The sequence below is a fragment of the Pseudoalteromonas undina genome (assembly GCF_000238275.3).
Classification (GTDB): Bacteria; Pseudomonadota; Gammaproteobacteria; order Enterobacterales; family Alteromonadaceae; genus Pseudoalteromonas; species Pseudoalteromonas undina.
Genome location: NZ_AHCF03000003.1, coordinates 2,096,840 through 2,112,479, shown reverse-complemented (window position 1 = coordinate 2,112,479; position 15,640 = coordinate 2,096,840). Strand labels below are relative to the sequence as shown.

The 15,640-nt window shown below is 40.5% G+C and carries 11 protein-coding genes; 7 read left to right on the top strand and 4 right to left on the bottom strand.

Features of this window, described 5'->3' with window-relative positions; translation table 11 throughout:
• Window positions 1–62: 62 nt before the first annotated feature.
• Window positions 63–3,161, bottom strand: coding sequence for an efflux RND transporter permease subunit (locus PUND_RS13375; RefSeq protein ID WP_010391050.1), 3,099 nt, complete (start codon window positions 3,159–3,161; stop codon window positions 63–65).
• Between the two features lie 3 nt (window positions 3,162–3,164).
• Window positions 3,165–4,217, bottom strand: a complete 1,053-nt coding sequence (locus PUND_RS13370) for an efflux RND transporter periplasmic adaptor subunit (protein ID WP_010391051.1) — start codon at window positions 4,215–4,217, stop codon at window positions 3,165–3,167.
• A 247-nt stretch (window positions 4,218–4,464) separates the two neighbouring features.
• On the opposite strand from PUND_RS13370, the gene PUND_RS13365 reads away from it, so the two are divergent.
• The 6 genes from PUND_RS13365 (at window position 4,465) to PUND_RS13340 (ending at window position 9,866) form a co-directional block, all read left to right on the top strand.
• A complete protein-coding gene (locus PUND_RS13365; RefSeq protein WP_010391053.1) occupies window positions 4,465–5,169 on the top strand; it encodes a DUF2982 domain-containing protein in 705 nt (234 codons plus the stop codon).
• A gap of 35 nt (window positions 5,170–5,204) precedes the next feature.
• The gene (locus PUND_RS13360) at window positions 5,205–5,537 is read left to right on the top strand and encodes a hypothetical protein (RefSeq protein WP_010391054.1); all 333 of its coding nucleotides are present in this window, start codon (window positions 5,205–5,207) and stop codon (window positions 5,535–5,537) included.
• A gap of 66 nt (window positions 5,538–5,603) precedes the next feature.
• The gene (locus tag PUND_RS13355; RefSeq protein ID WP_010391056.1) at window positions 5,604–7,250 is read left to right on the top strand and encodes an Lcl C-terminal domain-containing protein; all 1,647 of its coding nucleotides are present in this window, start codon (window positions 5,604–5,606) and stop codon (window positions 7,248–7,250) included.
• 10 nt (window positions 7,251–7,260) lie between these two features.
• A complete protein-coding gene (locus tag PUND_RS13350; protein ID WP_010391057.1) occupies window positions 7,261–7,776 on the top strand; it encodes an Lcl C-terminal domain-containing protein in 516 nt (171 codons plus the stop codon).
• A 153-nt stretch (window positions 7,777–7,929) separates the two neighbouring features.
• Window positions 7,930–8,847: an ExeA family protein gene (locus tag PUND_RS13345; protein WP_010391059.1), complete on the top strand. Its 918-nt coding sequence runs from the start codon at window positions 7,930–7,932 to the stop codon at window positions 8,845–8,847.
• A gap of 11 nt (window positions 8,848–8,858) precedes the next feature.
• Window positions 8,859–9,866: a general secretion pathway protein GspB gene (locus PUND_RS13340; RefSeq protein ID WP_010391060.1), complete on the top strand. Its 1,008-nt coding sequence runs from the start codon at window positions 8,859–8,861 to the stop codon at window positions 9,864–9,866.
• Window positions 9,867–9,873: 7 nt separating this feature from the next.
• Here PUND_RS13340 and PUND_RS13335 read toward each other — a convergent pair whose 3' ends face one another.
• Window positions 9,874–11,070 carry a cyclic di-GMP phosphodiesterase gene (locus tag PUND_RS13335; RefSeq protein WP_010391061.1) on the bottom strand — a complete coding sequence of 399 codons (1,197 nt, stop codon included), beginning with the start codon at window positions 11,068–11,070 and terminating at the stop codon, window positions 9,874–9,876.
• 109 nt (window positions 11,071–11,179) lie between these two features.
• Window positions 11,180–14,983 carry a bifunctional proline dehydrogenase/L-glutamate gamma-semialdehyde dehydrogenase PutA gene (putA, locus tag PUND_RS13330; RefSeq protein ID WP_010391062.1) on the bottom strand — a complete coding sequence of 1,268 codons (3,804 nt, stop codon included), beginning with the start codon at window positions 14,981–14,983 and terminating at the stop codon, window positions 11,180–11,182.
• Between the two features lie 169 nt (window positions 14,984–15,152).
• On the opposite strand from putA, the gene PUND_RS13325 reads away from it, so the two are divergent.
• Window positions 15,153–15,635 (top strand): winged helix-turn-helix transcriptional regulator, encoded by a 483-nt coding sequence (locus tag PUND_RS13325; RefSeq protein WP_010391063.1) that lies wholly within the window; start codon window positions 15,153–15,155, stop codon window positions 15,633–15,635.
• Window positions 15,636–15,640 lie beyond the last annotated feature (5 nt).

Sequence of the window (15,640 nt, the reverse complement as noted above, 5' to 3'; positions counted from 1 at the left end):
AATTATATGGTTATATGCACCAAAATAGCGCCGTAACAGCTAATTACGACGCTCAGAGTGACTTAGATCTCTTTAAGTGGTTTTTCAGCTGCTTGTTTATCTAGCTTTTGCTGTAAAAACTCTGGTGATTGTGTATTTCGCGCTAGTGCGTAATAGGCAGCTGGCACCACAAACAGAGTCAGTATGGTGGCAACCGTTACGCCGGTAAATACCACCACACCAATTACCATTCTACTTTCCGAGCCAGGCCCTGAGGCGAGTACCAAAGGTACTGCACTCATAACTGTGGTTAGGGAGGTCATTATAATAGGACGTAAACGCTGGGTAGCGGCTTGTAAAATAGCTTCACTAAATTCCAACCCTTTATCACGTAACTGATTGGTAAATTCAACAATCAGAATACCGTTTTTAGCGCTTAACCCGATAAGCATCACAATACCAATTTGGCTGTATATATTAAGTGTTAAGCCCATACTCCACAGGCCAAACATAGCGCCCATTAGCCCAAGTGGAACGGTGAGCATAATAACAAGCGGATGCATAAAGCTTTCAAACTGAGCAGCGAGTACTAAAAAGGTCACGGTCAATGCCAGCACAAACACATAGGTCATGGCTGAGGCACCTTCATAAAACAATTGTGACTCACCTTTGTAATCAATGGCGCCATCAATGTCATTTTCTTCTGCGGCAACATTGTTTAAAAAGTTTAGTGCTTGTTCTAGCGTATAGCCATCAGCTAAGTTGGCACTTAGAGTAATTGCACGCATACGATTATAGCGATTTAAACGCGAGGCGGTGGCTTCTTCTTTCAAGCTTATAAGGCTGTCGAGTGGCACCAATTCATTGCTGCGAGATTTAAGGTAAATATTTGAAATATCAGTAGGGTTTGCAAAGTCTTCTTTAGTTCCCTTTAAAATTACATCGTACTCTTCACCGCGATCAATAAAAGTGGTTACACGGCGTTGGCCAAGCATGGTTTCAAGTGTACGACCCACATCTGAGACTGATACGCCTAAATCAGCGGCTTTATTTTTATCAATACTGACTAAAAACTGTGGGAAGGTTTCTTTATAATCATGATCAATGCGCACTAACCCAGGGTTTTTCTCTGCACGTTTAATAATTCTATCGCGCCAATCAGCTAGCTGAGCATAATCATTACCTTGTAAAACAAACTCTATCGGTCGCGATGAACCACCACCGCCAATACCACGGCGCATAATTGCAAAAGCACGTACATCGGTGACCTCTTGCATTTTACCGCTAATTTCATCCATGACTTCCCAGGTTGAGCGTTTGCGTTTATCCCAATCCGCCATACCAACAATGGCTACACCACCACTGCCACCCCAGCCTGGAACTCGCACTAAAACTCGGCTTAGTTCGCCAGATTCAGAGTAAGGCATTAAGCGTTCTTCTATCTTTGCCATATTAGCGGCATTATTCTCATAGCTAGCGCCTTCAGGGCCATTCATAAGTACAAAAAAGGTACCACGGTCTTCTTTAGGGGTAAGTTCAGACGGTATTTGTAAAAATAGTGAATAACTAACAAACCCAGCCAAAACTAAGCTCAGCATTAAGCCCCATTTACGGGTCATGTTTGACGCTAAAGCATTACGGTATCCATTTTCTAATTTAGTAAAAAAGCGATCCATTGCTTGGCTAAATTTACTTTCTTTTTCAGAGGCCTTTAAAACCTTTGAACACAATGCCGGAGAGAGTGTTAATGCAGTAATACTGGAGAAGAACACGGCGGCACTTACTGCCATTGCAAATTCTGTAAATAGTGCGCCTATTCGTCCTTCCATAAACACCAATGGTACAAACACAGAGATCAGCACTAGGGTGGTGGCTATAATTGCAAAGCCTACCTCACGGGCGCCGCGATAAGCTGCCAATAAAGGCGGCTCCCCAAGCTCTATGCGGCGGTGAATATTCTCTAGCATTACAATGGCATCATCTACCACTAAGCCTATTGCTAATACTAGTGCCAGTAGAGTTAATAAGTTAATTGAATAACCCATTGCTAATAAAAACATAAAACTACCGACTAAGGCGACCGGTACGGTGACCGCAGGAATAAGTGTGGCGCGAATATTACCTAAAAATATAAAGATAATAAGCACTACTAACCCCATAGATATTGCTAAAGTTTTATAAACCTCATTAATTGATTCTTTGATAAATACTGAAGAGTCGTAACTGTCTTCTATAGTAGTGCCTTCAGGTAAATTACGTTTTATTTTTTCCAGTTCACTGCGGGCGTTATCAACTACTGTAAGGGTATTTGCTTTGGCTTGTTTAACAATACCCATACCAATCATATTACGGCCATTTCCGCGAAATAAGCTTTCATCATCGGCGGCTTCTAATTTTACGTCAGCCACTTCGCCTAGACGTACTAAATAACCATCTTCACCTCGCTTAATGACAAGGTTTTGAAAATCACGTTGGTTTTTATAGCTGCGTGCAGTGCGCACAGTAAAATCACGGTCTACCGATTCAATTTCACCCGCCGGAAGCTCTACATTTTCACTGCGAAGTGTTTGCTCTATATCACTAGAGGTAATGCCACGAGCTGCCATCGCTTGGCGGTTAAGCCATACTTTCATAGCATACTTTCGCTCTCCCCCAATACGCACATTTGATACACCATCAACAACGGCCAAACGGTCGACAATAAAACGCTGTGCATAATCAGAAAGCTGCAATGAATCCATGGTTTCACTGTTAAGTACAAACCACGCGATAGGGCTTTCGTCACTATTTGATTTTGATACTTCAGGAGGGCGTACTTGCTCTGGTAGGCTGTCTAATGCCCGTGCAACACGTTCACGTACATCGTTAGAGGCATCGTCTATGTCGCGGTTAATATTAAACTCAATGGTAATGTTTGAGCGGCCATTACGACTCGATGAGTTAATACTTTTAATACCCTCAATCCCCGAAATACGGTTTTCGATAACTTGGGTTATTTTTGTTTCAATAATTTCAGCAGATGCACCGGTATATTCAGTACTAATATTTACAATCGGTGTTTCAATATCTGGATACTCACGCAAAGGCAGCATACTAAAAGCAACTAAGCCAAAAGTGAGTAACAGTAAGTTAATAACAATCGCAAAAACGGGGCGTTTGACGCTAGTATCGGTAATTTTCACGTGTTACCCCTTAACGCTTACTTTGCTACCAGAGCGGATTTTGATTATTCCCTCGGTAACAATCTGCTCGCCGTTCTTTAACCCCTTGTCTATTGCAACCCAGCCATTGTTTCTACTTGCAACATGTACCTCTATGCGATTAGCTATGCCATCTTCAATTTGAAAAACATAGTGTTTATCTTGCAGAGGAATAATTGCTTTTTCAGGCACGATGAGCGCTTGATTGCTGCTTAGCTCTAGTGCAGTTTTAAGTAGCATACCAGGGCGAAGTAAACCCGATTTATTAGCAAAACTAGCTGTTACTTCTACACTGCGAGTGATTGAATCAATACGTGAGCTTATATGGGTTACTTTACCGGTGAAGGTTTGATCAGGGTAAGCATCGTTTTGAGTGCGAACCGTCATTCCATTTTTCAGTTGAGCTAAATACTTTTCAGGCACTTTAAAATCAACTTTTATGATACTGATATCATCTAAGGTTGTAATTATCGTACTGTTACTAATATAAGCGCCTACCGATATTTCGCGTTTACCGAGTAACCCAGAAAAAGGCGCGGTAATAGCCATTTCATTGAGTTTAGTTTTGGCACTTTCAAGTTGAGCTTCGCTGGCATCAACACGGGCTAACTGTTCTTCAAGTAACGACTTGGCAGTCGCTTGTGAGCGAGAAAGTTCGGTAAGCCTAGCTAATTGGCGTTTTTCTTCTTGTAAATTAATGCTAAGTTCTTTTACTGCAAATTGTTCTTGTTGGTTTTGCAGTTGCACTAATTTTTGTCCTTTGCTGACCAAGTCGCCGTCTTCAAAGTAAATGCTGGTGACATAATCGTTTTGTGCGCTTTTAATGTAAATAGCCTGATTAGCACGGGCACTGCCAATGGCTTCAATCATAATGGCATTTTCTTGCGACTCGACAGTGTGCGCAGAGACTTGTGTTGTCATTGCCGAGTAATCAGCTTGCTCGCCCTGTGATGCGGGCAAATATAAATAAACGCTAAAAATTATTAATACCGAAATAATAAATGGAAATAGGGCTTTGCCGGATTGTTTAGAGTGCATTGTTTTCATACCTGAAAATAGATTATAAGTATTGTACGAAATCAGGACAAAAAAAGGCGGTTATGTATCTCATTAATTTGTGCGTTAGGCGTAAAAATAACTGATACTTAGTCATTGCGCTTATTTAACAGTAATAATAGGAGTTAATTGATGAACTTCAAAACATCATGCAAACGCTGTTTAACACTGAGAAAGTTAGTATTGTGGGCTATTATTATGTTTATATTTTATATGGCGTTTTTTCAGTATGGCTAATATAAAAAAACACACACTTAAATACCGAGCGCAAGGCGCTAAAAATGGGATTGAAATACTGGTTGTAGGTAGCATTGGTTTAATCTTTATCATGCTATTTAATTTATTGCGTCCAGGTGAAATCAGTATTATTGAAATTTTTTTAGTAAGTTTATGTATTGCAGCAATTTTAATTGGATTTTTTAAAACACAAGAACCTTTTTATAGTATTATTTTAACTGAGCAGCAATTAACATATCAGCATAAGTACGGGCAATGGGATTTACACCAAGAAAATCTCCACCATTGCGGTATTCCTAAAGTTGATAACGGTATTGATCATCTTGAGCTTAACGCGATTGGTATTAAGTTAAATGATATAGATACATTTTTAGCTGCTTTAGCACCAAGAATTGCGGGTAAATTACTAATAGAACAGCGGCACTTATTTATGCAAGTTGTTCAAAAAAATTGCAAAAATGGGCATTGCCCATCAGAATGGTTAGTTGAAGATAATAAATTTAGGTCAAAAAAAGGAATTGACTATAATGGGCTTATAGCGATGTTTGCTAATAGGGCTAAGCATCTTCAGCTTTTAACAGGGTATGACTTACTGTTACCTGCCAGTGTAATAGAAAGTGATATTTGGGAATTTTGCGCAAATTTAAATAAATGGAAGCGTGATCCCTCTCAGTTTATCAAGTCGCAGTGTGAATAATAATATAAGCACTCACTGCGGGATTAGGAATAACTATGAGCCAAGACAGATCTTTTATTAAAAGTGGTCGAAACACCATAATTCATAAAGATAGAAAACTAGATTTAGTGATTGTTAATGGTGAGGAACATCCTCGAATTAAAGTAACAGCGAATGGTCTAGAACCATTTAAAGAAGAGCTGCCAAAAAACCGCCGTGATGCAAAAGAGCGCTACTTAGATATGGTTTATATCGCAAGTCCAGATGTATTTAGCGAGGAAAAACAGTTGTTGTTTATTCAATCCTTAGATGGCCGCGAATATAAAGTAGATTACAGTAAAGTTGGCACTAAATTATTTGTTCGTATTCATCAAGATAGCTATTTATAACTCATAATGGCACTTTTTTTGCTTCACAGTCTTATTAGATAATTATAAGACACAAAGGTGCTTAGTATGAAAGCAATTTCGTTAATACCACTTATGGCATGCTTGCTTTTGGCTGCATGTGGAGGGGGAGGCGGTGCTGATAACAGTGATATTAAAACGTCAGTATTTGCAGGTAACGATCTCCAAGTTGTAGAAAAATCAGAGTTTACTATTTCTGCAAAAGGCTCTCCTGCAGATGGTACTTTTACTTGGCAGCGTGTAAGCGGTCCTCTTATAGATGTGTTTCCGCTTGAAGGGGCTGAACAAACCATCACTGCACCGGATGTAAAATCTGATAGTGAATTGGTCTTAAGAGTAAGCTATCAAACGCCAGATGGTAGTTTAGTGAATGACGACTTGAGTGTTTTCATTGCCTCTAATAATCAGCTTCCTCTTGCTGTTGTTACTCAAGTTGCTCCTGCAAACTTACCCTCAGTTTATAAAGATACTGTAACCCTTAGTGGTTTAACCTCCGCAGACCCCGATGAAAATGGCGAAATTAGTAGTTACTTGTGGCAATTATTATCTGGGCCTGATTTAACAATTGATAGCTATACCAATCCAACGCTTAGTTTTCCTCATCCATTATTAGAAAATAACACCAACTTAAAATGGCAACTCACCGTAACTGATGATGAGGGCGGAGTATCTGCATCACAATTTGATATGACCCTTAATAAAACAGCCCAAGTGATTATTGCCGATGCGGGTGCAGACCAAACAGTAGAAGAGTTTGATAAGGTTATTTTAGATGCGACGGCAAGCGAAGCGGCAACTCAGACTTACCAATGTAAGTGGCAACAACTTACCGGAAATACCGAAGCTCTTCTTGAACCACAGTCATGTACTGCCAGCTTTTTTGCCTCTGATATTGATTTAAATGCAACCCTTAGCTTTGAAGTACAAGTTATGGACTTAAAAGGGCGCACCGACACAGATACCGTATTTATTGATGTAACACCTAAAGCGCTTGGGTTAATAAACGATACCGGAGTAGGTGAGTGTTATAATAATACTCAACGTATTAATTGTAATAATGATGAGTTTCCAGCTCAAGATGCTGATCTTGGGCGTGATAGTTTTGCCAATCGTTTAGGTAAAGTGGGTAAAGGGAATTTGGCTTTTGATTACACAAAACTTAATGAGTTTGCCGATGAGCTTCTTGATGATGCGTCGAACTTTAGCTGTATTCGCGATAATACTACCGGCCTTGTTTGGGAAGTGAAAAGTCCTTATTCCGGTGTGTTACCAAATACCTCACTGCGTGATGGACAAAACCGCTATATTTGGCAAGGGACTGTCAATAGTGGCGATGTAACGGGTAGTGCTAATACTACGTGCCCGAGCGGTACTGATTGTGGATTGCAAACCTATATTGATGAGGTTAACACGCTTGATTTTTGTGGCGGCAGTAATTGGCGTTTACCTACTTATACTGAGCTGTTAGGTTTAATCGACTACGGTAAACAAGGGCAAAATGTATTGATAGATACTGCATTTTTTCCTAATACACTATCGACTAATAGTGTCGGGCATTTACGCTACTGGACCTCACAGACCGCAGTTGATGGTGCCAGTTTATCTCAGGCTTACACTATCGATATGATGGATGGCAATGATTTAGCCTATCCAAAAGATAATACCGCTTACGTGCGCTTAGTTAGAAATCGTTAAGGTGATTATTATGAAATTAATTAAAGTCTCTATGTTATTAGCCTTGGGATTGAGCCAGTCACTTGCAGCGCAGCAGTGTTATGAAGAGGTAGCGACTAGCGATGATACCGACCGATTTGTGATTAATATTGATGGCACTGTGTCAGATACTAAAACAGGGCTAATGTGGCAGCGCTGTAATTATGGTCAAGTTTATAATAGCGAAACAACTAGCTGCGATGGTGATACTCAACCATTAAATTGGCAAGCTTCACTTAAAGGCGCAGTTAATGACAGCACAGCAGATTATAACGACTGGCAAGTACCAAGTATTAAAGAGTTAGCCAGTATAGTAGATCACCGTTGTACCGATCCAAGTATTAATGCGGGTATTTTTTTAGCAACGCAGTCGCAAAATTATTGGTCTAACACCTCGGGTATTAGCAACATAAATTCGGCATGGGTTTATCAATTTTCCAGTGGTTTAAATAGCTTACATGCTAAAACAAGTAACGTATATTTACGCCTAGTACGTTATGAAAAGTAGTTAATTAATGTATTAGCGAATCTAAAAATGCGCTTTTATTTACGGTTAGCCTTTTTATTTACACTATTTTAATAATAAAGCCTGGTTGTAGTTGTCACCCAGGCTATTTTTTTGCCATTATAGGCCGTGAATTAACGACCAAGGACTATAAAGGTGTATTTAAGCTATTTTGGTTTACAAGAAAAGCCATTCTCAATTTCGCCTAATCCCCACTACTTATTTTTAAGTGAACGCCACAAAGAAGCATTAGCACACCTTACCTATGGGTTAGGTGAAGACGGCGGCTTTGTGCTGTTAACAGGTGAAGTGGGTACGGGTAAAACCACAATAACACGTAGTATGTTAGAGCGACTGCCTGAAAATACCCAAGTAGCCATGATCCATAATCCTGCGTTATCAGAGCTTGAACTGTTAGCCAGTATTTGCGATGAATTACAAATAACGTACGACGCCAAAAATGCAACGCTGAAAAGTCTAACGGATGTCATTAAAAAGCACCTTGAGTTTAATAATAAAGCGGGGGGGCATACTATTTTGATTATTGATGAAGCACAGTTACTTGCCCCTGATGTGCTAGAACAACTTCGCTTATTAACCAATATTGAAACGGATCATAAAAAGTTATTACAAATAGTATTAGTAGGGCAGCCTGAGTTACAGGTACTTCTAAAGCGAAATGAGTTAAGGCAACTGGCACAGCGTATTACTGCCAGATATCACTTGTTAGCACTAACACCAGGGCAAACCATTGCTTATATTCAACATCGGCTGCATATTGCAGGTTGTGACAAGAAAATATTTTCAATGGAAGCAATGCAAATGGTGCATCAGCTCACAGGCGGTGTGCCACGATTAATGAATCTGGTATGTGAACGCGCATTAGTAGGGGCATTTTCGAAACAACAAGAAATTGTTGGCAGTGATATTGTTAAGCAAGCGGCGAGTGAATCTTTACCTATCGACTTTATTGTTACAAATAAGAAGGTGAGTAAAGCTGGTTCGATTTGGCCTTATAGCGCTGCTGCGTTAATGCTTTTTGGTGCAGGAATTGGCCTGTCTTTTATTTTTTAGTTAGGTGATTCATGTCTTATTTATTAGATGCGTTAAAGCAATCAAAGCACGATACCATGAGCGCTGAGCAATATGACTTGCAAGCGCAACAATTAAAACAACAACGCCAGTTGATGACCTATCGTCGAATTAGTTTTCTACTCGCAGGAAGTTTATTGGCAACGGGTATATTGGCCAGTGGCTTCTTTGTCGGCAAGTGGGCGCAACAAGAAAATGTAACCGTTAAAAATGAGCCTGTTCAAAATGACCTTAGTCAAAAAGAGTCAGGGGTTGTAGAAAAACCAACAAGCGCAGAAGAGGTACAAAGAACGGTTGCTCAAACAGTAACAACCCCTCAAGTGCCCATTGTAACAGCTGCGCCTAACAATTCTGTGCCGCTGGCAGGGCAGTTGGTTTATGTACAAACCTCAACGGGTGTGCAGCAAATGTTGCTGACGCCACAAGGACAATATTTACCTATGAGCGTTAATCAAGCGTCTCAAGGGCAAACGCAAAATTTCTCGACGCAGAATAACGCTTCATCTAGTTTTCAATCACCGAGCAGCCAACCGCAAAGTGTACCAACTCAACCGGCGAAAAGAACAATCACTGCAGATGAGTTGAGTAAATACAAGGTGTTAGGTAAACCACTTAACCAAAATGTGCCTGCGCAGCCAGAGTTAAATGATGAACTCGATACGGTTCCCGACACGCTGAGAAATGCGTTTGCGCAAGCCGTTAATAGCACAGAAACAACAGCTGACTATGAAGTAACTCAAGGCTCTCGCCTTTCATCACGAGTACAGCCTGTTGAGCTACTTCCTGATGGCTTACAAAGTATGTTACCAAGCATTAAATATCAGGCGCACATTTATTCTTCAGCGGCGGATAAACGCTGGATAAAGCTCAATGGCAGAGAGCTATATGAAGGGGAGTCTATTGGTGCGTTGAAGGTGTTAGAAATAGCGCCAGATCAGAGCGTACTTGATTTTGACGGTTATGAATTTAGCTTAAAAGCCCTGCAAGATTGGCCACAATAGTGGCCAATTAACTAAAGATAGAGTGCTTATAAAAGCCTTCTAAATCTATATTATACTCTTTGGGTTTTATTGCTGATTCAAGCGTGTCCTGCGTTCTTTTATTTGATAAGTCAACGTCTTGAACTTCAGTGTAACGCCCATGCTTTGCATTAAAAAACGTTTTTACTACTGGCTTTAATGGTGTTGCAGGATTGCTTTGAGTAACGAGTCCCACTTTTTGGCTAGAAAGTTTTACCAGTGTGCCCACAGGGTGAATACCAATGCACTGAATAAACTTATTAAGTAGCACTCCATCAAAGCTATCTGGGCAGCCTTGCTTTAAAATTTTAAATGCTCTAATTGGTTCCATACCTGCTTTATAAACACGTTCAGCAGTTAATGCATCATAAACATCAACAATAGACGCCATGCGGACGTACTGGCTTATTTCATCGCCTTTTTTACCAAAGGGGTAGCCTTTGCCATCTAAGCGCTCGTGATGCATACCAGCAATATCTACGGCAATCCCCGTTAATCCTGCGTCTTCTAGTATTTCTTTGCTAAAGAGCGCATGATTTTGCATCACTTTGAATTCTTCGTCACTGTAGCGGCCTGGTTTGTTGAGAATAGCATCAGGGATTTTTATTTTTCCCATATCATGCAAAAGGGCGCCGGTGGCAAGTTCTTCAATGATCGGTTTTTCAATACCGAGATGTTTAGCAAAAATACTCATCAAAATAGACACATTTATCGAGTGCTCTAACAGGTAGGCATCTTTTTGGCGCATTTGCGTGATGCACGCCAGCGCATCTTGATTTCTAAATACGGAGTCAATAAACCCACTAGCCAGTTCTTTAAAAGGCGCAACATCAACAGTGCGGCCAGACTCTATATCGCCAAACGCTTTGGTTTGCAGGTTTTTTGCTTCATCGTAAAGCTTTTTAGCTTTACTCATTTCTTGCTCAGCACTGTGGGTAATTAACCAAGGATCGCGTTTTTTGACTTCGTGCTGAGTAGGTAAGGTTGTTTGTGTTTCAGGTTCTTCAGAGGCGAGCATTTTATCAGGGTCGATTTCAACCTCTAAAATTCCTGATTTTATTAATTTATCAATTCCACTTTGAGTTTTAACCCAGCCTTGGTTTTTTATTCTAATGCTACCAGTTTGTTTAACAACTTTTTGTACAAACATACCAGGCTTAAGCTGTGAAGTTGGAATGGTTTTCAAAGTGAACTCTTATTAACAAGTATGATTAGAGAAAGTAACAAATAAATTCACATTTAGAAATAAAAAAGGCATCAATTTGATGCCTTTTTAATTAAATAATGATTATTTTCTATTCATCATCTTCAACAAGGGTCATCAAGGAGGTGTTACCGCCTGATGCCGTCGTGTCTATACTGATTGTTTTTTCAGTAATTAAGCGCTTAATTAGCGTGTCGTAATACTCAGAGCTGATCACTGGCAGTATAGCGCCTTTACGTTGTGCAAGCTGTTGGCTGAAGTAGCCTAAGCGAGAAGAACGTGCAGCAACTACCGCTCCGGCTAGGTGAGGATGCGCTAATATCGCTTGTAACTGATTTGGTTTAGCTACTTGGAAAACACCTTCTGCAACGCCGGTTGCAATAAACTTATCTCTAAAAGCAACCGCTTCATCATAAAATATTTCAGATGCTACTGTTATTACCGTGTTACCAGCAGCAAGCGCGGTAATAATCGATAGTGCCCAAAAGTTAAATGAGGTGCTCTTATCTGCGTAACATACTACACAGCCGCGTGCTTCAAGGTGAAGTGTATTCGATTCACCCGTTGGCCCTGGCAATGTTGTATATTTACGCATGTGCTTTTCTAAGCGGTTTAACTGAGCACGTGCATCGGCAAGTGTTAACGCTAAATCGTCTGCAAGGTCATCAATAATTTCAACGGTTGCTACTTTCGCTAATAACTGACGCACCGCAGAAACACGGTCATTCAGTGGTGTTGCACGCCAAATTTTTTCATCGCGCATAGAGTTAACCATTAGCTTTTCTACTTGCTCATTTGCGCCACTGTAGTGGTGTAAATCAAGCTCGTCTGGCGTTAGGTTAGTCATTTGTACGTTATCTGGTGATGCTTTTTCTTTGATTAAGCGTTGTAGGTAGTTTGGTCCACCGGCTTTAGGGCCAGTACCTGATAGTCCACGGCCGCCAAAGGGTTGCACGCCAACAATCGCACCAATCATATTACGGTTTACGTAAACATTACCTGCGCGCGACATTTTAGCTAAGTGTTCACAGCGCTCTTCAATACGAGAATGAATACCCATTGTTAAGCCGTAACCGGTGTTGTTAATTTGGTCGACAACACTATCAAGCTCACTTGCTTTAAAGCGGATCACGTGTACACACGGGCCAAATACTTCACGCTTTAATACCGATAAGTCTTTGATTTCGTATAAACGTGGGGCAAAGAAAAACGCACCGTTTTCGCTGTTATCAGGAATTTTACACTCATAGTGAAGTGTTGCATTACCCTTTAGGTATTCAACATGGTCGTTGAGTGTTTTCAGCGCTTTTTCATCAATTACAGGGCCTACGTCTGTAGAGAGTAATGATGGGTCGCCAATGTGTAATTCAGCAAGCGCGCCCTTGAGCATGTCGATAATGCCATCAGCAACATCTTCTTGAATAAAGAGCACACGTAATGCTGAACAACGTTGACCTGCACTTTGGAAACCAGAACTGATTACATCATCAACAACTTGCTCAGGCAGCGCTGTTGAGTCAACAATCATACAGTTTTGGCCGCCAGTTTCTGCAATTAAAGGCACCTGAATATCGTTACGTGCCGCTAATGTTTGCGAAATAAGCGTGCCCGTTTCAGTTGAACCTGTAAACATAACTGCTTGAATGCGCTCATCTGGCACAATGGTTTTACCTACTTCGCTACCGCGAGCAACCACAGGCTGTACAACGTGCTCAGGTAAACCAACAGAAAGCATTAATTCAATAGCGCGTAGAGCAATTAAGCTCGTCTGTTCTGCAGGTTTTGCAATTACTGTGTTACCCGTAACGATAGCAGCTGCAACTTGACCTAAGAAAATAGCGAGTGGGAAGTTCCATGGGCTAATACATAAAATCACACCACGAGCTTCAAAGCGCTCATCTTGAGCAAGCTCTTCAGCACGGGCTGCGTAGTAACGACAAAAATCAACCGCTTCGCGTACTTCATCAATACCATCTTGTGCCACTTTACCTGCTTCTTTAATACAGATAGCAACAAGCTCATCATGATGACGCTCTAAAATATCAGCAACGCGACGCAATAGATTAGCACGCTCTTTTACTGGTGTTTGTGACCATGATTCAAAAGCGGTTTCAGCATTGGCTAGCAACACTTTCATTTCATCGCTATTTTGTAATTTTACGTGGCCAATAATTTCTTTATGGTTTGCTGGATTTTTAACTGCCAGCGCGCCTTCTGGTACTTGGCTTTCTTCAATTAAGTGCTCTTCAAACCAAGTGTCTAAATTTTCTTTAAACGGGGTGATCACGTTAATATCAGTTAAATCCATACCTTTTGAGTTGGCACGTTCTTCACCGTATAAATCAATTGGCATTTTTATTTGCGTGTTGTATTTATTACGTAAACCTTGCAGCGTTTCAACAGGATCTGGTAATAATGCTTCAACCGGTTGAGTGGTATCTACAATGGCATTTACAAAAGATGAGTTAGCACCATTTTCTAGTAAACGACGAACAAGGTAAGCAAGTAAGTCTTCGTGCTGGCCTACTGGTGCGTATACACGACACTGGATTTTTTCTGCATTAACGATTTGGTCAAATAAAGATTCGCCCATACCGTGTAGACGTTGGAATTCAAAACCTTGGTTATCACCTTTAGCTACTTCTAAAATAGTTGCAGCAGTGTAGGCGTTGTGTGTTGCAAATTGCGGGTAAAGTACATCTCGTGCTTCAAGCATTTTAATCGCACATGCTTTGTATGACACATCAGTGGTTGCTTTACGGGTAAATACCGGGAAGAAGTCTAAACCATCTTGTTGTGTGGTTTTGATTTCGGTATCCCAGTATGCGCCTTTTACTAAACGCACCATCATTTTACGACCCACACGGGTTGCTAGGTCTGTTAGCCATTCAATAACAAAAATAGCGCGCTTTTGATACGCCTGAACCGCTAAGCCAAAACCTTGCCAATCGCCAAGGTCTTCATCGCTAAATACCGCTTCAATAACATCAAGAGAAATATCTAAACGGTCAGCTTCTTCAGCATCAACAGTAAACCCGATGTCGTATTTTTTAGCGGCAAGTGCAAGTTCTTTTAGTTTTGGAACGATTTCTTCCATCACGCGTTCTTTATGAGTAAATTCATAACGCGGATGAATAGCTGATAACTTTACAGAAATGCCCGGGCTTTTTATTGGACCACGGCCATTTGCTGCTTTACCAATAGAATGAATTGCATTCATGTAGCTGTCGAAGTAGCGCTTAGCATCTTTCATTGTGCGAGCGCCTTCGCCTAGCATATCGTAAGAATATACATAGCCTTTTTTCTCTGTATCGGCTGCACGTTCAATGGCCTCGTCAATAGTGCGGCCCATTACGAACTGTTTACCCATAATTTTCATGGCAAAGTTCACAGACTTACGAATAACAGGCTCGCCTAAACGACCAATGGTTTTTTTGAGCATACCAAATTGTTGCTCTTTCGTTTTGTCGTTATAGTTAACCATTTTACCGGTTACTAATAATCCCCAAGACGAAGCATTAACGAATAAAGAATCACTACTGCCTAAGTGAGAGCTCCAATCGCCATTTGCTAATTTATCACGTATTAATGTTTCTTGAGTTGCTTTATCAGGAACGCGAAGCAATGCTTCGGCTAAACACATTAATACCACACCCTCTTCACTCGATAGTGAAAATTCATTTAATAGCGCATCAACACCGCTTTGACCATCTTGGTCTTTACGAATGTTTAATACTATTTGGCGAGCTCTTTCCCATGCACGGCTTCGTGCTTTAACACCGACTTCTGCAAGTGGTAAAATGTGATCAATAACCGCATTTTCATCAATACGGTAAAAGTCACGGATCTTTTGTCTGATCGGACAAGTCGTTGTTAAATCGCCATTGAATAACATAAGCAACCCTCAGGAGTGTTAAGACTTAGGATAATTGTTAATTACCGCTAAATGTTGTTGGTGTAAAGCGTGCATTCTAATTAAAATCCAGCAGAATATGCTGGTTAATTTCGCCGTTTTACGATAATTTACAGGGCATATTATTAACTTATCCATATAAAATACTGATATGACTAATCCGAATAGATTACGCCTGCTTGATCGTATCGATATATCAATTTTAGACGTTTTGCAGCGCAATGGTAGAATTTCAAATGTTAACCTCGCAAAGCAGGTGAATTTAAGCCCCAGTCCCTGTTTAGATAGGGTTAAACGTTTAGAGCAAGAGGGCTATATTGAGGGGTATTTCGCTAAATTAAGTGAGGAAAAACTTAATCAAAGCCTAGTGGCCCATGTGCAGGTATCATTAGTTACTTCAAATACAGCCGTATTTAAAGTATTTCGTGAACACATTCTTAAAATTAAGCAGGTTGTTGAGTGTGATATGGTAGCGGGTGGTTATGACTATTTATTAAAAATTCGCGTTTCCAACATGGATGAATACAGAGAAGTATTAGGTGATTTGGTTGATATTCCGGGAGTGGGCACACACCACACTTACATGGTAATAGAAAAAATCAAACAAGACCCTGGGCTTCGTTTAGATATATAACGTAG

Excerpts from the sequence above, each read along its gene's own strand:
- PUND_RS13370 (WP_010391051.1), bottom strand. The coding sequence starts at position 4,217 with ATGCACTCTAAACAATCCGGCAAAGCCCTATTTCCATTTATTATTTCG.
- PUND_RS13365 (WP_010391053.1), top strand. The coding sequence starts at position 4,465 with ATGGCTAATATAAAAAAACACACACTTAAATACCGAGCGCAAGGCGCT.
- PUND_RS13360 (WP_010391054.1), top strand. The coding sequence starts at position 5,205 with ATGAGCCAAGACAGATCTTTTATTAAAAGTGGTCGAAACACCATAATT.
- PUND_RS13355 (WP_010391056.1), top strand. The coding sequence starts at position 5,604 with ATGAAAGCAATTTCGTTAATACCACTTATGGCATGCTTGCTTTTGGCT.
- PUND_RS13350 (WP_010391057.1), top strand. The coding sequence starts at position 7,261 with ATGAAATTAATTAAAGTCTCTATGTTATTAGCCTTGGGATTGAGCCAG.
- PUND_RS13340 (WP_010391060.1), top strand. The coding sequence starts at position 8,859 with ATGTCTTATTTATTAGATGCGTTAAAGCAATCAAAGCACGATACCATG.
- putA (WP_010391062.1), bottom strand. The coding sequence starts at position 14,983 with ATGTTATTCAATGGCGATTTAACAACGACTTGTCCGATCAGACAAAAG.
- PUND_RS13325 (WP_010391063.1), top strand. The coding sequence starts at position 15,153 with ATGACTAATCCGAATAGATTACGCCTGCTTGATCGTATCGATATATCA.